Source organism: Enterobacter asburiae (assembly GCF_001521715.1).
Lineage (GTDB): Bacteria > Pseudomonadota > Gammaproteobacteria > Enterobacterales > Enterobacteriaceae > Enterobacter > Enterobacter asburiae.
Window position 1 is genome coordinate 2,635,946 of the sequence record NZ_CP011863.1, and the last position, 18,791, is coordinate 2,654,736.

Consider the following 18,791-nt stretch of genomic DNA (forward strand, 5'->3'; position numbering starts at 1 on the left):
CCTACTAGAAAGGCCGCAATCCCCTTCCCACCGGCACAGCGCTCATCCACATCGTCACCGCCGCCACCAGCAGAATCACCCCGCCCGCCAGCGCAAGCGTTGTCCACCCTACCTGTCGCCACAGCACCGGCGTTTTATTGCCGCTCAGTTTGACCGCAAGCTGACGGAAGCTGTGAACCAGCAGCGCTAAAGACGAAATGGTGAGAGACGTCCCTGCCGCCATCGCCAGCGCGGAAAGCATTCCCCAGCCAAACACGCCAATCACCTTACTAAACAGCAGCACCATGATTGCCCCCGAGCACGGGCGCATGCCCATCGAGAGAATAATCATCAGCCGCGCGCGCCAGTCGTCACCGTTCTGCAATTGTTCCTGCGTGGGCAAATGCTGATGCCCGCAGCCGCAGCTTTCATCATGAACGTGGTGCGGCGTAAAGGTTTTGAATTTCGGTTTTTGCAGCAGCACGCGCAGCTTTTTCAGCGCCCGCCAGCAGAGGATCAGCCCCAGCACGCCAACCAGCGCGTAACTCCCCTTCTCCAGCCAGAAGCTGCTCAAGTGCAGCTGGCGCGCGGGAAGCTGTAACAGCGAAAGCACGACCACGACGAGCGCAATCGCCACGCCGCCCTGGAGCAGCGAGGAGGCCAGCGTAAGGCCGATACTCGATCTCAGCTTCGACGGATGGGTGGCGAGCCAGGTCGTTATCACGATTTTGCCGTGCCCCGGCCCAAGCGCGTGCAGAACACCATAGATAAAGCTGAACGCCAGCAGGGAACCACCCGCTTTGGTCGGGTTCTCCGCCACCGCCTTCAGCAGACCGCTCATCTGCTGGTTGACCTCACGCTGCCAGGCAATACTTTTCATCATCACCTGCGGCCAGGCCTGCCATAGCCAGAGCGAACCGCAAACGGCTAGCAGGAGAAAGAGCGCCAGGGGCCAGAGGTGCAGCCAGCGGCGCGGTTTCCGAAGCGGAGAAGAGATCACTGACATTGTAACGTCACCTCCTGCGCGAACTGTTTACCCAACTCCATGTCCTCAGGCGGTGCATCTTCTTTATCAAGCGAGACCGCAAATTTCAGCGTCTCTTCGCTGGGTTTCGGTGTATGCACGCCAATTTTGCAGTTTTTTTGCAGAGCGTCCGGCAGCCGTACGTCGCTGTCTTTGTCATAGCGCATGTCGACATAGTAGGTAGGGTCAAAGGTGGAAAAACGGTACGTTTGCCCCGCCAGCGGCTGCGGATGCGCCAGCGGAAGCACGAAGGTCAGCACCGCCTGATGCCCGTCACGCGTCATACCGTATTCCGTTGGCCGGTTAAGAAATTTGACCTTCTGCCCGTTGTGCCAGAATTCCGTGAAGTAGTGCTGGCCGAGCACGTTAGCCATCACTTCCGCTGCCAGCTTTTTCCAGATTTCATCGCCAGGCTTCGCGTTTCCCGCATCATAGAGCAGATCGGCCGAGGTGATTTCATCCATCGTCCAGCGCATCTTCAGGCCGCTCAGCTGCGTGCCGTCGGTAACCAGCTCGGTCTGGAGGTCAATAAAACTGTGAGGGTGTGCGCTGGCGGTGAAGCTGATAACCGCCAAAAATAACGCCATCGCACTTTGTTTAACTGTTTGCATCAATTCCTCACGTCAAAAATTCTGTGATGTTCCCCAGCAATCCTGAGTGAAAGGCCTGCCGGCGCGCTTTTCAGCGCTCATCCTTTAGCTATTCTTATCAAACATTCACACTGGATACCCGACAGATGATGACGACGCTTGAAATTCCATCTGTGCTTTCCAGTTCGCAGCGCCGCTGCCAGGTGCTCTTGATGCTTTACCTGCCCGATGCTGCCGTCACCGCACAGAGCATAATTGCTGTCAACGGGGTTGACGACGCGATGGCACGGCAAGATATAGCCGAGACGCGCGATGAAATCCAGCGCTATCACCGGCTGGACATCGTTACGCACCACGACGGCAGCTACCGGATTGAAGGCACATCCCTGAATCAGCGTTTATGCCTGCTGCACTGGCTGCGCCGGGCGCTGCGGCTTTGCCCGCAGTTTGTCTCACACCAGTTTACCCCCGCATTAAAAACCGCGCTTAAACAACACGGCATTGCGCGGCCGCTTTACGATGATGCGAACCTGCGGGCGCTGATCGGCTTCTGCTCCCGCAAGCTGCAGCGTCAGTTTGAATGCCGCGACGTCCAGTTTTTACAGCTCTATTTGCAATACTGTCTTATTCAGCACCAGCTCGGGAATACGCCGCAGTTTTCTCACGTTCAGCGCAGCTGGACCCAGTCGAGAGGGGAATATTTTACGGCCCAGGAGATCGTGCGGCACTGGAAACGGCGCGTTCCGCAGGGAGCGCACGGGGATGAACAGCTGTTTCTGGCACTGCTGTTTATGATGCTCCGCACGCCCGATCCGGTGCTCGATAAACACCAGCAGGATCAGCGCTTGCGTCGGGCCATCGTGCGCATGGTCGCCCGTTTTCGCTCGCAGACCGGAATGAACTTCAGCGACGAGCAAGGGCTGACCGATCAGCTGTATATCCATCTTGCTCAGGCGCTGGACCGCTCGCTGTTTGAGATTGGCATCGACAATAGCCTGCCGGAGGAGATCCATCGTCTCTATCCCCGGCTGTTACGCACCACGAAGGAAGCGCTGTTTGAGCTGGAGGCGGAGTTCGGGCTGCGTTTTTCTGATGAAGAGATGAGTCTTGTCGCAGTGATTTTCGGTGCCTGGCTGATGCAGGAGACCGATCTGCACGAAAAACAGGTGATTCTGCTGACGGGAGACGATAAAGCCACCGAGGACCTGATTGAACAGCAGCTTCGCGAGCTGACGCTGCTGCCGCTCAACATTCGCTATCTGACGCTGCAGGCCTTCCAGAAAGAGGGGGCACCGCGCGAGGCCGCGCTGGTTATCACCCCCTACCCTACCGTCCTGCCGCTGTTCTCGCCGCCGCTGATTCATGCCGTTGAGACATTGAACGCGCAGCAGCAAGAACATATTCGCGCCATGCTGGAATCATAGCGGCGCGCGAGCGGCCACTTTAGGGCGAACAACGATCGCGGGTAAGGCGACCAGCGCCATCACCCAGAAGACGCCATGCCCCAGGTGCTGGTAGAGGAACCCCGCAAAGACCGTCATGATCGCGATACTTCCCCCCATTGCGACCGCCGAATAGACGGCCTGCAGGCGAATAACGTCTCCGCCCTCGCGCGCTGCGATATAGCGCATCGCCGCCAGATGACACACGGTAAAGGTGCCGCAGTGAAGGATTTGCGCCACTATCAGCCACGGCAGGTCGGTCGTCCAGCCCATAATGCCCCAGCGCGCCACGCCGCACACGGCGGAAAGCAGCAGCAGGTCTCGCGCGCCAAAGCGACGGAACAGCTTCTTGCTCAGGGCGAAGATAATGACTTCGGCCACTACCCCCAGCGACCAAAGATAGCCCACTGCGGAAGCTGAGTATCCAGCCCCCTGCCAGTAGATGGCGCTGAACCCATAGTACGCCGCATGCGCCCCCTGAAGCAGACAGACACAGGCCAGAAAACGCCAGCTCTGGGCCACCAGGCTCCGCCAGGCGGGCCAGCCTGCGCTCTCCTGATGGCGGCTTTCCCCTTGCGGCATCACCGACGGACGCAGCAGCATGCCCAGCAGCATTGAGGCAATACCGATACTTAGCAGGGCGAGAATGGCGCGGTAATCGTAAAGGCTGACCAGTTTGCCCACCAGCGCGGAGCCAATCACAAAGGCAATAGAGCCCCACAGGCGCACTCGGCCGTAGTCCATGGTGATCTGCTTTTGCCAGGTGTTCGCCAGGGCATCCGTCAGCGGTACCAGCGGTGAGAAGAACAGGTTAAAGCCGACCATCACTACCATCAGCCAGGCAAACTGGTGGCTGACCCAGAAGCAGGCAACGAAGACTAGCGTCAGCAGAGCAAGAATGCGCACGGCCTTGATCAGCAAGGAGGGATCGCTGACGCGCGGGGCAATCAGCAGGCTGCCGAGGAAACGCGCCACCAGCACGGCCCCCAGCAGGACACCGATGGTCTCGGGAGTCAGGCCGATACCCTTGAGCCAGACGCTCCAGAAAGGCAGAAAAATACCGTAGCTAAAGAAATAGGTGAAATAACTTAGCGCCAGCCAGCGCGTGGAATGCAAGACCATGAATCCCTCCCGAAATCGAGGCCATAGTCTGGCGTTAAATCAAAGCCTGCGCAAGCAACTATTAACAAGTGAATAACACGCACATTTCACAGGGCCATAGCGGCCCTGCGAAACGTCTAGCGTACAAAGACCTGATTAATGCGTTTGGAAACCAGGAAGTAGGGGATCCAGATCGATGCGCCAACTATGGAGGAAAGCGCATTGCGAATATCAGCCGTATCCAGCCTTGCGTCGAAGAGCCAGGCAGGTATGCCCACAAAATAGAGCATAAAAACAACGCCCATTAAATAGTAGGGAATGATGATCTTACGGATACCCGACTTTCTTTTAAAGAAATACCAGCCTGCGGCCGCGGTCAGTGCCACATCAATTATCATTACAGCGATACCCACGGCCCCAAACAGGTTAATTCCCCCTGGCTGGGAAAAGTGGAACACCGCCGCAAAGTAATTCCATGCCCCAATGGGCGTCATGATGAGGTTAATCACCAGGCCCGCCGCCGGGAGATAAAGCAGCCCGTTAATTTTCTTTTCGTCTGCACGCTCACACTGATTGCACAGCCCGGATTCTTTATTTGCCTCTTCTTGCTGACATGATATGCACTGCATAAATTTCCCTTGCCAAAGAAAAAAGACAATTTTACACGAAGTCTGAATTTAACATCACGCGAACGCCTGATTTATGAAGAAAAGCTGAATGGAAGACTCTGGATTTGTGTATTAATTTTAGATTGGGTCCCCTGAAAAATGAGCCAGCTATGAACACTCTACGTTATTTCGATTTCGGTCAGTCACGTCATCTGCTGCTGCTGATTGGCCGCATCGCGCTTGTCGTGCTGTTTATTATCTTTGGTTATCCAAAACTGACGGGGTTTAGCGGCACCGTACAATATATGACCTCGCTGGGTACGCCGATGCCCATGCTGGCGGCCATTATTGCGGTGGTGATGGAAGTGCCTGCCGCTATCCTGATCGTCCTGGGCTTTTTCACCCGTCCTCTCGCGGTACTGTTTGTATTCTATACGCTGGGCACGGCGATTATCGGTCACCATTACTGGGATATGACCGGTGATGCGGTCGTGCCGAATATGATTAACTTCTATAAGAACGTCAGTATTGCTGGCGCCTTTATTTTGCTGGCCATTGTTGGTCCGGGAGCCATTTCCCTCGACCGGCGTTAAGCCATAAAAAAAGGCCGCAAGCGCGGCCTTTTTTATTTCTGCCAGGCAGAGGAATTATGCGTATACCGGGAAGCGTGCGCAGATATCCAGAACTTTACCTTTGACGCGTTCGATTACCGCTTCGTCATTGATGTTGTCCAGAACGTCACACATCCAGCCAGCCAGCTCTTTCACTTCCGCTTCTTTGAAGCCGCGGCGAGTCACTGCCGGAGAACCGATACGGATACCGGAGGTCACGAACGGGCTCTTCGGATCGTTTGGCACGCTGTTTTTGTTCACGGTGATGTTGGCGCGGCCCAGGGCTGCGTCAGCTTCTTTACCGGTCAGGTTCTTATCAACCAGATCCAGCAGGAACAGGTGGTTTTCAGTACCGCCGGATACCACTTTGTAGCCACGGTTCAGGAACACTTCGACCATCGCTTTGGCATTCTTAGCAACCTGCTGCTGATAAACCTTGAACTCAGGCTCCATCGCTTCTTTCAGCGCAACCGCTTTTGCCGCGATAACGTGCATCAGCGGGCCGCCCTGCGCGCTTGGGAATACAGCGGAGTTCAGTTTTTTGTACAGCTCTTCGTCACCGCCTTTCGCCAGGATCAGGCCACCGCGTGGACCCGCCAGGGTTTTGTGGGTGGTGGTGGTCACAACGTGAGCGTGTGGAACCGGGTTCGGGTAAACGCCAGCGGCAATCAGGCCCGCAACGTGCGCCATGTCGACAAACAGGTAAGCACCGATGCTGTCCGCGATTTCACGCATTTTTGCCCAGTCAACGATACCGGAGTAAGCAGAGAAGCCACCGATGATCATCTTCGGTTTGTGCTCTTTAGCCTGCTTCGCCATGTCTTCGTAGTCAATTTTACCGGACTCATCAATACCGTAAGGGATGATGTTGTACAGTTTGCCGGAGAAGTTAACCGGGGAGCCGTGAGTCAGGTGGCCGCCCTGCGCCAGGTTCATACCCAGAACGGTATCGCCCGGCTGCAGCAGCGCGGTGTAGACCGCGAAGTTAGCCTGAGAGCCAGAGTGCGGCTGCACGTTCGCGTAGTCAGCGCCAAAGAGTTCTTTCGCACGGTCGATAGCCAGCTGCTCAACGATATCAACGTACTCGCAACCGCCGTAGTAGCGTTTGCCCGGGTAACCTTCAGCATATTTGTTAGTCAGCTGAGAACCCTGCGCCTGCATGACGCGCGGGCTGGTGTAGTTTTCGGAGGCGATCAGTTCGATGTGCTCTTCCTGACGTACTTTTTCCTGCTCCATAGCCTGCCACAGTTCGGCATCATAATCGGCAATGTTCATTTCACGCTTTAACATCCGCATCTCCTGACTCAGCTAACAAGTAAATTTTGGCCTGAAAAGGCAGTCCTGTTGGACGACGGGCAACAGTATAACTGATTAGTTCTGTGATAACAGGTCTTGACAAACGATTTTACGCAAACGTTTTCCTGCGCGCCACGCAAGGGTTTGAGGAATAAAGCTCTCGTCATTTCCAGCGGATTTCTTTTCAGGTTTGTGATGCATATTTTTCATCTTGCAAAGAACCATTTACAACGCAGGGGTATTTTTTATAAGATGCATTTAAAATACATCATTAAAGTCACATCAGAAGGATGCGCTCATGCTCGACGCCCAAACCATCGCTACCGTTAAAGCCACCATTCCCCTGCTGGTGGAAACCGGCCCTAAACTCACCGCCCATTTCTACGATCGCATGTTCACGCATAACCCGGAGCTCAAAGAAATTTTCAACATGAGCAACCAGCGTAACGGCGATCAGCGCGAAGCGCTGTTCAACGCCATCGCGGCCTATGCCAGCAATATTGAAAACCTGGCTGCGCTGCTGCCCGCGGTGGAAAAAATCGCTCAGAAGCACACCAGCTTCCAGATCCAGCCCGAGCAGTACAACATTGTGGGTGGCCACCTGCTGGCAACGCTGGACGAGATGTTCAGCCCGGGCCAGGAGGTGCTGGACGCGTGGGGTAAAGCCTACGGCGTGCTGGCAAACGTGTTTATCAACCGCGAAGCGCAGATCTACAGCGAAAACGCCAGCAAGAACGGCGGCTGGGAAGGCACGCGCGCCTTCCGCATCATCGAGAAAACGCCGCGCAGCGCGCTGATTACCAGCTTTGAATTTGAGCCGGTGGACGGACAGCCGGTTGCCGATTACCAGCCAGGCCAGTATCTGGGCGTGTGGCTGAAGCCTGAAGGCTTCCCGCATCAGGAGATCCGCCAGTATTCTCTTACCCGCAAGCCAAATGGCAAAGGCTACCGCATTGCCGTGAAGCGTGAGGACGGCGGTCAGGTCTCCAACTGGCTACACAACGAAGCTAACGTGGGCGACGTGGTCCATCTGGCCGCGCCGGCGGGCGATTTCTTCATGGCGGTTGAAGCGAATACCCCGGTTACGCTGATCTCTGCGGGCGTCGGCCAAACGCCAATGCTGGCGATGCTCGATACGCTGGCGAAAGCCAACCACGGTGCGCAGGTCAACTGGTTCCACGCTGCGGAAAACGGTGACGTGCACGCCTTTGCGGATGAAGTGAAAACGCTCGGGGCGTTCCTGCCGCGCTTTACCGCGCACACCTGGTATCGCCTGCCGACGGATGCAGACCGCGCGGCCGCGCGGTTTGACAGCGAAGGTCTGATGAATTTAAGCCAGATGGAAGGAGCGTTTAGCGCGCCGGACATGCAGTTCTACGTCTGCGGGCCGGTGGCATTTATGCAGTATGCCGCGCAGCAGCTGGTGGAGCTCGGTGTGAACAAAGACAACATTCACTACGAATGTTTCGGGCCGCATAAGGTGCTGTAATGAAAAAGCCCCTCGTTCGAGGGGCTTTTTTTCGCCGGGTGGCGGCTGCGCCTTACCCGGCATACAAAACCGTTGGCATTGTTAAATCGCAGCGTCGTCTTCTTCGCCGGTACGGATACGGATCACGCGCGCCACGTCAAAGACGAAGATTTTACCGTCGCCGATTTTGCCCGTCTGCGCCGTGCGGATAATGGTATCCACGCAGGTATCGACGATATCGTCGCTGACCACGATTTCAATTTTTACTTTCGGCAGAAAGTCGACCATGTACTCTGCGCCACGGTAAAGCTCGGTGTGGCCCTTCTGACGACCAAAACCTTTCACTTCCGTCACGGTCATCCCGGTGATGCCGACTTCCGCCAGCGCTTCACGCACGTCATCCAGTTTGAAAGGTTTAATAATCGCATCAATTTTTTTCATGGTGGGTCCTTAAACTCTTGCCTGTAAGCTGCCTCGTAATCGATTGCTCACAGTACCATACGGCATTACTCTTTAAAATCGTTTGCTTCCAGCTCGTGGCGCGACAGCAGCTTGTAGAACTCGGTGCGGTTGCGTCCGGCCATGCGCGCCGCGTGGGTCACGTTGCCTTTGGTGATCTGCAATAGCTTGCGCAGATAGTTGAGCTCAAACTGATTCCGCGCTTCCGCAAACGTCGGCAGAGCCGTGTTTTCCCCTTCCAGCGCCTGCTCCACCAGCGCATCGCTGATCACCGGTGAGGAGGTCAGCGCCACGCACTGCTCAATCACGTTCACCAGCTGGCGCACGTTACCCGGCCAGCCTGCGGCCATCAGCCGCTTCATCGCATCAGTGGAAAACGCGCGCACGAATGGTTTATGGCGATCGGCCGCCTGGCGCAAAAGATGGTTCGCCAGCAGCGGAATGTCTTCCGCACGCTCCGCCAGCGCGGGGATCTTCAGATTCACCACGTTCAGACGGTAGTAGAGATCTTCGCGAAACTCGTTGCGCGCCATCACTTTTGGCAAGTCGCGGTGGGTGGCGGAAATAATGCGCACGTTAATATCGATATCGCGGTTGCTGCCCAGCGGGCGAACTTTTCGCTCCTGCAACACGCGGAGAAGTTTAACCTGCAGCGGTGCGGGCATGTCGCCAATCTCGTCCAGGAACAGCGTGCCGCCTTCCGCGGCCTGGAACAGCCCCTCCCGACTGCTAACCGCGCCGGTGAATGCGCCGCGGGCGTGACCAAACAGTTCAGATTCGAGCAGCTGTTCCGGTAGCGCGCCGCAGTTAATGGCGATAAAGGCGTTTTTACTGCGCGGGCTGGCGTTATGGATCGCCTGGGCCAGGATCTCTTTTCCGGTTCCGCTCTGGCCGTTGATGAGCACGCTGACGTCGGACTGCGCCACCATCCGGGCCTGTTCAAGCAGACGCAGCATAATCGGGCTGCGGGTGACGATGGACTCCCGCCACGCTTCATCCCCCGCCGGGGCAGCATGTTCCAGCGCGCTGTCGATAGCCTTATAAAGCGCGTCTTTGTCCACCGGCTTGGTCAGGAAGCTGAAGACCCCCTGCTGCGTCGCGGCAACCGCATCCGGAATCGACCCGTGCGCCGTCAGGATAATCACGGGCATACCCGGCTGCTGCTTCTGGATCTCCGCAAACAGCTGCAGACCGTCCATTTCGTCCATCCGCAGGTCGCTTATCACCAGATCGATTTTCTCGCGGGTGAGGATCTTGAGCCCCTCCAGCCCGCTTTCAGCGGTGACGACGCTGTAGCCTTCGCTCACCAGACGCATGCCCAGCAGCTTTAACAGCCCGGGATCGTCATCCACCAGTAACAGATGGGCAGGTTTACGGCTCGTCATGCTTCACATCCTCTTGTTTCGGCGTATCGCTGTCCGGTGCCGCGGATGAACTCCCCGGCTGATATTTACGCGACGAGAGCTGCCTTTCGATATCGGTCAGGTTTTCCAGCTTGCGCGTCGTGGTATCCAGCTGCGTACGTAAATGTTGCTGCTGTTGACGCAGCGTATCAAGCTCGCTGTCGGTTGACTGCTGCAGCTTGCTGTAGCGGGAGCGCTCTTCAGACAGCTGAAGCTGTAATGTCTGCCCGTCGCGCCAGAGCTGGTATACCGGGCGTACCTGTACCGGAAGATTGACCACGTACGTGTCCAGTCGGGTCACATTGACGCGGCGTTCAACGGGAGTGATTTTCGCATCTGCAAGTAAAATCCCGCGCTTGAAAGCGTCCTGCCAGGTGTCGTCATCCAGCATCGCCGCCTTCGAGCGGGCGTCTACCGGCGCAAGACGCTGGGCGCAATCTATTCCACGCAGCCAGAACAGCGGGTTGCTTTCAACGTCATGTCCTGACAGGTTCCAGATGTCTTCACAGCGGGTTGAGAGGAAATCTGCCAGCTGGTTATCGGGCCATTTATCTTCCTGTTTATCGCTAATGGCACTTTGTGGCGCATGGGAAACACACCCTGCCAGAAATAAACAGGGCAGGCTCAGGCTAAGCGTTTTGCTGGAAAACACCGCGCGTACGGCGCGGAAAAAGACATGTGACATACTCACCAGACATAGATTCATTTTATTGATTTTTCCGGCTCAGGGGCAGTTCGATACGGAAGCAAACATCTGAACGTTCGTCCGCGGCAATGTTTAGCTCACCCTGCATGCGTCGTATGCAGTCCCGGGCGATGCTCAAGCCCAGACCGCTTCCTTTAACCGCGCCTTTCCGCTGATGACTCCCCTGGAAAAAGGGTTCGAAGATCATGGTTTTTTCGTCATCGGGGATCGGGGTGCCGGTGTTTGCGACGTCAATAAACACCCGTGAACCATTCGTATTACTTCGGATATAAATGTTACCGGATTCAGTACCATAGTGCACCGCATTGGAGTAAAGATTATCCAGTACGCTCATCAGCAGCATAGGCTCAGCCAGGCACGCAGGCGCATTCAGCTCGACGCCGGTATGCATCATTTTAGCTCTTGCTGGCAAGCTATGGGCGGAGATCACCATATCCACCAGCGGCTCAATCTCAACGTTTTCCAGTACGACCGCCCCGTCTGCCAGCTTGCGGTTATAGTCCAGCAGTTGCTCAATCAGCTTTTGCAGATTGCGGCTGCTGTTATCCAGGATCTCGACAATTTCTTTCTGTTCTGGCGTAAGGGGGCCAGCCACTTCGTCCGCCAGCAGCTCCGTTCCTTCACGCATGCTGGCCAGCGGCGTTTTAAGCTCATGAGAGATATGGCGCAGAAACTGATGGCGCTGAGATTCGAGCCACGCCAGGCGCTCGGACAGCCAGATAATGCGCTGACCTACTGATCGCAGCTCGCGGGGACCTTTAAAGGCGACCGTATCCCCGAGCGATTTCCCCTCCCCCAGGCGGTTGATCATACGCTGAATGCCCTTCACCGGGCCGATGATCATGCGGGTAAAGAGCAGAACCAGCCCGAGACTCACCAGAAACAGCACCAGCGCCTGCCAGCCGAAGAACTGGCCGCGCTCGGCAATCTCCTGCTGGAGCTGCTGGCCGCGAGAGAAAATCACCGCGCGCGTAGACTGCACCATCTCGGTGTTGGCGCTGGCAAAAGCTTCAAGGCGCGCGGCGGCGGCGGCATCCGGCCCGCTGTTGCTGCACTGCAGCTGCGCGAGATCGTTCAAATCCTGACGTAACGCCTGATAGAGCTTGTCGTCAGGCAAAACCCCCGCATGAGCGTCCAGCATTTCGCTGTAGCGTTTACGCTGACTCTGATAAACCTTTTCCAGCGTCCTATCGTCAAGCACGCAATACTGACGATAGCTACGCTCCATCTCCAGCGCGGCGTTGGTCATCGCTTCACTGCGTCTGGCGTCGATGAGCGTTGTGCGGTTGGTCAAAGCCGCCTGCGCGCTCAGCGCGTTCAGGCTTTGCCACGCCTGCCAGGCAAGGATCAGCAGCGGCAGCAGGATCAGCAGGAAGGCCATCATGACGAGCTGCCGCAGGGAGCGGGGGAAAACGGGCCAGCGTTTCAACGCATTACTCTCTTAATGGGGATTTACGCAGAGCGTAACTGAGTCTGCCCTTCAGATACAACAAAGCCGGGTAAAAACCCGGCTTTGTCATGGAATGAGGCGGTGCCTAACTCGACGTTTCGCCCTGGCCTGATAAAGCATCGCTATGATCAGTAGTTGGACGGCAGGCACCTTTTTGTGCGTCATTCGAAGTTTATGTAGCGCGTCCCGAAGGGGCTGACATAAGAAGGTGAATGAGCCACTGGTTAATATTATGCAACACCCGTGCCAGAATGCAAAACAAAATATTAACAGTTTGAAATATATGAGTTTTACTCGTTTAGCCTGTTAATTATCGGTTGAATGATTTCCAGGCTAAGTGTCGCTATTAAGCAACACCTTAACGGGAACCTTTACTGCCACATATAAATCAATGAGTTAAATGTCGCCTTTTGGAGACAGTCATATTGCGGGTCTGTCGCGTAATTGCGACACAAATAAAAAAGCCCGGTGGAGCTTTCGCTTACCGGGCCTGGAAGGGTGTGGGGCTAAAACTTAACCCAACTGTTTACGCGCGTTGCGGAAGATGCGCATCCACGGGCTGTCCTCGCCCCAGTTTTCCGGGTGCCAGGAGTTGCTCACGGTACGGAACACGCGTTCCGGGTGCGGCATCATGATGGTCGCGCGACCGCTTTCGCTGGTCACCGCCGTAATACCGTTGGCGGAGCCGTTCGGGTTAGCCGGGTAGGTTTCCGTCACCTTACCGAAGTTATCGACAAAGCGCAGCGCCACCAGTCCTTTGCTCTCCAGCTGAGCCAGATGCGCAGCGTCGCGCACTTCTACCTGACCTTCACCATGGGAAACGGCGATTGGCATCTGAGAACCGACCATCCCCTGCAGGAGCAGAGACGGGCTTTGGGTCACTTCCACCAGGCTGAAGCGCGCCTCGAAGCGGTCAGACTGGTTGCGCACAAAGCGCGGCCAGGCTTCGCTGCCCGGGATCAGCTCGCGCAGGTTAGACATCATCTGGCAGCCGTTACACACGCCCAGCGCCAGGGTCTGCGGACGGTGGAAGAAGGTTTCGAACTCGTCGCGCACGCGGCTGTTGAACAGGATGGACTTCGCCCAGCCTTCGCCCGCGCCCAGCACGTCGCCGTAGGAGAAGCCGCCGCACGCCACCAGCGCCTGGAAATCTTCCAGACCGGTACGCCCGGCCAGCAGGTCGCTCATGTGGACGTCGATAGCGTCAAAGCCCGCGCGGTGGAAGGCAGCCGCCATCTCAACGTGGGAGTTAACGCCCTGTTCGCGCAGCACGGCCACTTTTGGACGCGCGCCGGTCGCAATGTACGGCGCGGCGATGTCTTCGTTGATGTCGAAGGAGAGCTTCACGTTCAGGCCTGGATCGTTGTCGTTAGCCTTGGCGTTGTGTTCCTGGTCAGCGCATTCCGGGTTATCACGCAGGCGCTGCATCTGCCAGGTGGTTTCCGCCCACCACATGCGCAGCGTGGTGCGGCTTTCGCTGAACACGGCGTGACCGTCTGCTTCAATCACGAAGCGGTCGCCCTGAACGGCCTTACCCAGATAGTGCACGCAGTCTGCCAGACCGTGCTTCGCCAGAATCGCTTCAACCGCGTCGCGATCCGCCGCGCGCACCTGAATCACGGCGCCCAGCTCTTCGTTGAACAGCGCCGCCAGACGGTCTTCGCCAAGCGTCGCAATGTTCGCTTCCACGCCACAGTGACCGGTGAAGGCCATCTCTGCCAGGGTCACCAGCAGGCCGCCGTCGGAACGGTCATGGTAGGCCAGCAGCTTACGCTGCGCCACCAGAGCCTGAATCGCGTCGTAGAAGCCTTTCAGCTGGGCCACGTCACGCACGTCGGCTGGCTTGTCGCCGAGCTGGCGGTAAACCTGCGCCAGCGCGGTAGCACCCAGCGCGTTGTGACCTTTACCCAGGTCAATCAGCAGCAGGGCGTTGTCTTCGGTCGCAAGCTGCGGCGTAACGGTGTGACGCACGTCTTCCACGCGGGCAAACGCGGTGATGACCAGCGACAGCGGAGAGGTCATCTCGCGCTGCTCGTTGCCTTCCTGCCAGCGGGTTTTCATCGACATGGAGTCTTTGCCCACCGGAATGGTCAGGCCGAGGGCAGGACACAGCTCCTCGCCCACCGCTTTCACGGCTTCATACATGCCAGCATCTTCGCCAGGGTGACCGGCTGCGGCCATCCAGTTTGCGGAGAGCTTGATACGTTTGATATCGCCAATCTGCGTCGCGGCGATGTTGGTCAGCGCTTCACCGACCGCCAGACGGGCAGAAGCAGCGAAGTCCAGCAGCGCCACCGGGGTACGCTCGCCGAGGGCCATCGCTTCGCCGTAGTAGCTGTCGAGGCTCGCGGTGGTCACGGCGCAGTTAGCAACCGGGATCTGCCACGGGCCGACCATCTGGTCGCGCGATACCATACCGGTCACGGTGCGGTCGCCGATGGTCACCAGGAAGGTTTTCTCTGCCACAGCTGGCAGGTGCAGCACGCGGTTGACCGCTTCTGCCACGGTGATGCCCTGGCGATCCAGCGTTTTGCCGGCCGCTTTGCGGGTGGTTACGTCGCGGGTCATCTTCGGCGTTTTACCGAGCAGAACGTCGAGCGGCAGATCGATCGGCTGGTTATCAAAGTGGGTGTCGCTTAAGGAAAGGTGCTGCTCTTCGGTCGCTTCACCGATGACGGCATACGGCGCGCGCTCGCGGCGGCACAGCTCGTCAAACAGCGGCAGCTGATCCGCAGCAACCGCCAGCACGTAGCGCTCCTGGGATTCGTTACACCAGATTTCCAGCGGGCTCATGCCCGGCTCATCGCTCAGGATATCGCGCAGATTGAAACGCCCGCCGCGGCCACCGTCGCTTACCAGCTCCGGCATGGCGTTGGACAGGCCGCCCGCGCCCACGTCGTGAATGAAGAGGATCGGGTTAGCGTCGCCCAGCTGCCAGCAGCGGTCGATCACTTCCTGGCAGCGGCGCTCCATCTCAGGGTTGTCGCGCTGCACGGAGGCGAAGTCGAGATCCGCATCAGACTGGCCGGAGGCCATAGAAGAGGCCGCGCCGCCGCCCAGACCGATGTTCATCGCCGGGCCGCCCAGTACGATCAGCTTCGCGCCGACGACGATCTCGCCTTTCTGCACGTGATCGGCACGGATGTTGCCGATCCCGCCCGCCAGCATGATCGGCTTGTGGTAGCCTCGCAGCTCTTCGCCATTGTGGCTGTCCACTTTCTCTTCATAGGTACGGAAGTAACCGTTCAGCGCCGGACGACCAAATTCGTTGTTAAACGCCGCACCGCCCAGCGGGCCTTCGGTCATGATATCCAGGGCAGTCACAATGCGCTCTGGCTTGCCGAAATCTTCTTCCCACGGCTGTTCAAAGCCCGGGATACGCAGGTTGGAGACGGAGAAACCGACCAGACCCGCTTTAGGTTTAGCGCCACGACCGGTCGCACCTTCATCACGGATTTCACCGCCGGAGCCGGTCGCCGCACCCGGCCACGGGGAGATCGCCGTCGGGTGGTTGTGGGTTTCCACTTTCATCAGGATATGCGCGGGCTCCTGATGGAAGTCATAGCGCCCTGCTTCGCGATCGGCGAAGAAGCGGCCCACCTCGGAACCTTCCATTACCGCGGCGTTGTCTTTATAGGCAGACAGCACGTGGTCCGGGGTTTGCTCCATGGTGTTTTTGATCATTTTGAACAGCGACTTCGGCTGCTGTTCGCCGTCAATAATCCAGTCGGCGTTGAAAATCTTGTGGCGGCAGTGCTCAGAGTTAGCCTGTGCGAACATGTAGAGTTCGATGTCGTTCGGGTTACGGTTGAGCTTAACAAACGCATCCTGCAGGTAGTCGATTTCGTCTTCTGCCAGCGCCAGGCCGAGACGCAGGTTGGCGTCAATCAGCGCCTGACGGCCCTGCCCCAGCAGGTCTACGCTCTGTACCGGCGCAGGCTGATGGTGAGAGAAAAGCTTCTGCGCGTCATCGAGAGAGGCAAATACGCTCTCCATCATGCGATCGTGCAGTTCAGCCGCAACCGCCTGCCACTGCGCCTCGCTCAGGGTAGAGGCTTCCACGTAGTACGCCACGCCGCGTTCCAGACGGTTAATCTGGTTCAGGCCACAGTTGTGGGCGATGTCGGTGGCTTTGGAAGACCAGGGGGAGATGGTGCCCGGACGAGGCGTCGCAAGGATCAGTTTGCCGGTTGGCGTGTGGCTGCTCAGGCTTGGACCATACTTGAGCAGGCGTTCCAGCTGTACGCGCTCCTCTGCATTGAGGGGGGCATTCAGGTCAGCAAAATGGACATACTCAGCGTAAATATTGCTTACCGGAAGGTCGGCCGCCTGAAAACGTGCCAGCAGTTTAGTGATACGGAAGGCAGACAGTGCAGGCGAACCACGCAGAATTTCCATCATAAGTCTCTCGTCTTCGAAGCGCCGGGGCGCTTACAGTGTGCGCAAGGGGGGGAAAACGGGCGTCATTATAGAGAATCCTGAGCGCCGACGAAACCGTTTGCGTCGAAATAAAATTTGCACAGAGATTTAACAATAGATGTGACCTGTCTCTCTAATTGGTTGCCAAGTGGCGTAAGTTTACGCAAAATGCCGCTCATTCAATGGCAAACCTTATGATTAACATGGCTACAGCAGACTGAGGCAACCGGCGTCGCAGAGAATTAACTAATTGAAAAAATTAAAGATTAATTATCTGCTCATCGGCATTGTAACGTTGCTGCTGGCAGTGGCCCTCTGGCCTTCCATCCCCTGGTTCGGCAAAGCCGAAAACCGTATCGCCGCCATTCAGGAGCGGGGGGAATTGCGCGTCAGTACCCTCAACTCCCCGCTGATTTACAGCGACGTCAACGGCAAAATCATTGGCCTGGATTACGAGCTGGCACAACAGTTCGCCGACTATCTTGGCGTGAAGCTTAAAATCACCGTCCGCCAGAATATCAACGAGCTGTTTGACGACCTCGATAACGACGATGCCGACATGCTTGCCGCCGGGCTGGTGTATAACAGCGAGCGCAGCAAGAACTACCAGCCAGGCCCGACCTACTACTCCGTTTCTCAGCAGCTGGTTTACCGCGTCGGGAGCCTGCGCCCGCGCTCTCTGGCGTCAATTAACGATCGGCAGCTGACGATTGCGCCCGGCCACGTGGTGATTGACGATCTGCGGGAGCTTAAGGAGAAGAAATATCCCGACCTGAGCTGGACGGTGGATCCGAAACTCGGCACGACGGAGCTGCTGGAGCAGGTAAAAGATCAGAAGGTGCCGTACACCATCGCCGATTCGGTTGCGATCAGCCTGTTCCAGCGCGTTCACCCTGAAATCGCCGTGGCGCTGGACGTCACCGACGAGCAGCCCGTGACCTGGTTTAGCCAGCTTGATGACGATCAGACCTTCTCTGCCGCGATGCTTGATTTCTTCAACACCATCAATGAAGACGGTACCCTGGCGCGTCTCGAGGAGAAGTACCTCGGGCACGGCGATGACTTTGACTACGTTGACACCCGCAGCTTCCTGCGCGCGGTAGACAGCGTCCTGCCGGACCTGCAGCCGTTGTTCGAAAAATACGCCCAGGAGATTGACTGGAAGCTGCTGGCGGCTATTTCGTATCAGGAATCCCACTGGGACACCCAGGCCACGTCGCCCACGGGCGTACGCGGTTTGATGATGTTAACCAAAAATACCGCGCTGAGCCTGGGCGTCAATGACCGTACCGATGCCGAACAGAGCATCAGCGGCGGTGCGCGCTATCTGCAGGATATGATGGCCAAAGTACCGGAAACGGTGCCGGAGGAAGAGCGGATCTGGTTTGCGCTGGCGGCCTACAATATGGGCTACGCGCATATGCTTGATGCGCGAGCGTTGACGGCCAAAACGAAAGGTAATCCGGACAGCTGGTCAGACGTTAAGCAGCGCCTGCCGCTGCTGAGCCAGAAGCCATGGTATAACAAGCTGACATACGGCTACGCGCGTGGACATGAAGCCTACGCCTACGTTGAAAATATCCGTAAATATCAGATTAGCCTGGTCGGGTATCTGCTGGAGAAAGAGAAAGAGGCGACGGAGGCCAAACAGCTGGCTCAAAGTTACCCGGTGGTGGCGCCGGACGAGCTTAATCGTCCGACAGCTTCAATTCTGCCTTTTGCTGCTTTTTCTGCTGACGGCGCATTCGAAAGAAATCGCTTAATAGCCCCGAACACTCTGGTGCAAGCACCCCACCGATAGTCTTCACCTGGTGGTTCATACCCGGGTGACCCAGCACGTCCATCAGCGAACCGGCCGCACCGGTTTTTTCATCCCGCGCGCCGAAAACCAACGTCCCGATCCGGCTGTGCACCATCGCGCCGGAGCACATCACGCACGGCTCCAGCGTCACGTACAGCGTGGTATCAAGCAGGCGATAGTTTTGCAGCACCAGACCGCCCTGGCGAAGCGCCATGATTTCGGCATGCGCAGTAGGATCGTGGCGACCAATAGGACGGTTCCACCCTTCGCCAATCACCTGGTTGTTATGAACCAGCACCGCGCCCACGGGCACTTCGCCCTCTTCCCAGGCGCGTTGAGCCAGCGTCAGCGCGTGGCGCATCCAGTATTCATGATTGTATTCAGGGTTGGACAACGGTTGATACTCCAGTCGAAAAGCGGGCGGCATTATACAC

15 protein-coding genes and 1 pseudogene are annotated in these 18,791 nt (G+C 57.2%); 5 read left to right on the forward strand and 11 right to left on the reverse strand.

Annotated elements, in window-relative coordinates; genetic code table 11:
* Positions 1–4: 4 nt before the first annotated feature.
* Positions 5–985 (reverse strand): nickel/cobalt transporter, encoded by a 981-nt coding sequence (locus ACJ69_RS12820; RefSeq protein WP_059347148.1) that lies wholly within the window; start codon positions 983–985, stop codon positions 5–7.
* Positions 976–1,614, reverse strand: coding sequence for a DUF1007 family protein (locus ACJ69_RS12825; protein WP_047647057.1), 639 nt, complete (start codon positions 1,612–1,614; stop codon positions 976–978). The genes ACJ69_RS12820 and ACJ69_RS12825 overlap by 10 nt, the downstream gene beginning before the upstream one ends.
* Positions 1,615–1,739: 125 nt before the next feature.
* On the opposite strand from ACJ69_RS12825, the gene csiE reads away from it, so the two are divergent.
* Positions 1,740–3,017, forward strand: a complete 1,278-nt coding sequence (csiE, locus tag ACJ69_RS12830) for a stationary phase inducible protein CsiE (protein ID WP_047647056.1) — start codon at positions 1,740–1,742, stop codon at positions 3,015–3,017.
* On the opposite strand, the gene ACJ69_RS12835 is transcribed toward csiE, so the two are convergent.
* Positions 3,012–4,157, reverse strand: a complete 1,146-nt coding sequence (locus tag ACJ69_RS12835) for a 3-phenylpropionate MFS transporter (RefSeq protein WP_054829695.1) — start codon at positions 4,155–4,157, stop codon at positions 3,012–3,014. The genes csiE and ACJ69_RS12835 overlap by 6 nt on opposite strands.
* 116 nt (positions 4,158–4,273) lie before the next feature.
* Positions 4,274–4,765: a DUF2569 domain-containing protein gene (locus ACJ69_RS12840; protein WP_059347149.1), complete on the reverse strand. Its 492-nt coding sequence runs from the start codon at positions 4,763–4,765 to the stop codon at positions 4,274–4,276.
* Between the two features lie 149 nt (positions 4,766–4,914).
* On the opposite strand from ACJ69_RS12840, the gene ACJ69_RS12845 reads away from it, so the two are divergent.
* Positions 4,915–5,337 carry a DoxX family protein gene (locus tag ACJ69_RS12845; RefSeq protein ID WP_047647053.1) on the forward strand — a complete coding sequence of 141 codons (423 nt, stop codon included), beginning with the start codon at positions 4,915–4,917 and terminating at the stop codon, positions 5,335–5,337.
* A gap of 54 nt (positions 5,338–5,391) precedes the next feature.
* Here ACJ69_RS12845 and glyA read toward each other — a convergent pair whose 3' ends face one another.
* Positions 5,392–6,645 (reverse strand): serine hydroxymethyltransferase, encoded by a 1,254-nt coding sequence (glyA, locus tag ACJ69_RS12850; protein WP_008502165.1) that lies wholly within the window; start codon positions 6,643–6,645, stop codon positions 5,392–5,394.
* A 304-nt stretch (positions 6,646–6,949) separates the two neighbouring features.
* Between glyA and hmpA the strand changes: the two genes are divergently transcribed.
* Positions 6,950–8,140 (forward strand): NO-inducible flavohemoprotein, encoded by a 1,191-nt coding sequence (hmpA, locus tag ACJ69_RS12855; RefSeq protein WP_054829698.1) that lies wholly within the window; start codon positions 6,950–6,952, stop codon positions 8,138–8,140.
* 81 nt (positions 8,141–8,221) lie between these two features.
* On the opposite strand, the gene glnB is transcribed toward hmpA, so the two are convergent.
* From glnB to purL, 5 genes are all read right to left on the reverse strand, one after another.
* A complete protein-coding gene (gene glnB / locus ACJ69_RS12860; protein ID WP_003860685.1) occupies positions 8,222–8,560 on the reverse strand; it encodes a nitrogen regulatory protein P-II in 339 nt (112 codons plus the stop codon).
* Positions 8,561–8,625: 65 nt separating this feature from the next.
* Positions 8,626–9,963: a two-component system response regulator GlrR gene (glrR, locus tag ACJ69_RS12865; protein WP_054829700.1), complete on the reverse strand. Its 1,338-nt coding sequence runs from the start codon at positions 9,961–9,963 to the stop codon at positions 8,626–8,628.
* On the reverse strand, positions 9,950–10,687 hold the full coding sequence (gene qseG, locus ACJ69_RS12870; RefSeq protein ID WP_029741143.1) for a two-component system QseEF-associated lipoprotein QseG: 738 nt from the start codon (positions 10,685–10,687) through the stop codon (positions 9,950–9,952). The genes glrR and qseG overlap by 14 nt, the downstream gene beginning before the upstream one ends.
* A gap of 1 nt (position 10,688) precedes the next feature.
* Positions 10,689–12,116, reverse strand: a complete 1,428-nt coding sequence (gene qseE, locus ACJ69_RS12875; RefSeq protein ID WP_029741142.1) for a two component system sensor histidine kinase QseE/GlrK — start codon at positions 12,114–12,116, stop codon at positions 10,689–10,691.
* Between the two features lie 534 nt (positions 12,117–12,650).
* Positions 12,651–16,538 carry a phosphoribosylformylglycinamidine synthase gene (gene purL, locus ACJ69_RS12880; RefSeq protein WP_059347150.1) on the reverse strand — a complete coding sequence of 1,296 codons (3,888 nt, stop codon included), beginning with the start codon at positions 16,536–16,538 and terminating at the stop codon, positions 12,651–12,653.
* A gap of 35 nt (positions 16,539–16,573) precedes the next feature.
* On the opposite strand from purL, the pseudogene ACJ69_RS25985 reads away from it, so the two are divergent.
* Both ACJ69_RS25985 and mltF read left to right on the forward strand, forming a co-directional pair.
* Positions 16,574–16,653, forward strand: a pseudogene (locus tag ACJ69_RS25985) (hypothetical protein); the annotation flags it as partial.
* Positions 16,654–16,806: 153 nt separating this feature from the next.
* Positions 16,807–18,357, forward strand: a complete 1,551-nt coding sequence (gene mltF / locus ACJ69_RS12885; protein ID WP_029741140.1) for a membrane-bound lytic murein transglycosylase MltF — start codon at positions 16,807–16,809, stop codon at positions 18,355–18,357.
* Here the strand turns inward: mltF and tadA are convergent.
* Entirely contained in the window at positions 18,245–18,784 is a 540-nt protein-coding gene (tadA, locus tag ACJ69_RS12890; protein ID WP_032659480.1) for a tRNA adenosine(34) deaminase TadA, read from the reverse strand. The two genes, mltF and tadA, sit on opposite strands and share 113 nt — an antisense overlap.
* Positions 18,785–18,791: the final 7 nt, after the last annotated feature.

What these genes read in the sequence shown, in the direction of transcription:
- ACJ69_RS12820 (WP_059347148.1), bottom strand. Translation starts at nt 985, where the DNA reads ATGTCAGTGATCTCTTCTCCGCTTCGGAAACCGCGCCGCTGGCTGCAC.
- ACJ69_RS12825 (WP_047647057.1), bottom strand. Translation starts at nt 1,614, where the DNA reads ATGCAAACAGTTAAACAAAGTGCGATGGCGTTATTTTTGGCGGTTATC.
- csiE (WP_047647056.1), top strand. Translation starts at nt 1,740, where the DNA reads ATGATGACGACGCTTGAAATTCCATCTGTGCTTTCCAGTTCGCAGCGC.
- ACJ69_RS12835 (WP_054829695.1), bottom strand. Translation starts at nt 4,157, where the DNA reads ATGGTCTTGCATTCCACGCGCTGGCTGGCGCTAAGTTATTTCACCTAT.
- ACJ69_RS12840 (WP_059347149.1), bottom strand. Translation starts at nt 4,765, where the DNA reads ATGCAGTGCATATCATGTCAGCAAGAAGAGGCAAATAAAGAATCCGGG.
- ACJ69_RS12845 (WP_047647053.1), top strand. Translation starts at nt 4,915, where the DNA reads ATGAACACTCTACGTTATTTCGATTTCGGTCAGTCACGTCATCTGCTG.
- glyA (WP_008502165.1), bottom strand. Translation starts at nt 6,645, where the DNA reads ATGTTAAAGCGTGAAATGAACATTGCCGATTATGATGCCGAACTGTGG.
- hmpA (WP_054829698.1), top strand. Translation starts at nt 6,950, where the DNA reads ATGCTCGACGCCCAAACCATCGCTACCGTTAAAGCCACCATTCCCCTG.
- glnB (WP_003860685.1), bottom strand. Translation starts at nt 8,560, where the DNA reads ATGAAAAAAATTGATGCGATTATTAAACCTTTCAAACTGGATGACGTG.
- glrR (WP_054829700.1), bottom strand. Translation starts at nt 9,963, where the DNA reads ATGACGAGCCGTAAACCTGCCCATCTGTTACTGGTGGATGACGATCCC.
- qseG (WP_029741143.1), bottom strand. Translation starts at nt 10,687, where the DNA reads ATGAATCTATGTCTGGTGAGTATGTCACATGTCTTTTTCCGCGCCGTA.
- purL (WP_059347150.1), bottom strand. Translation starts at nt 16,538, where the DNA reads ATGATGGAAATTCTGCGTGGTTCGCCTGCACTGTCTGCCTTCCGTATC.
- tadA (WP_032659480.1), bottom strand. Translation starts at nt 18,784, where the DNA reads ATGCCGCCCGCTTTTCGACTGGAGTATCAACCGTTGTCCAACCCTGAA.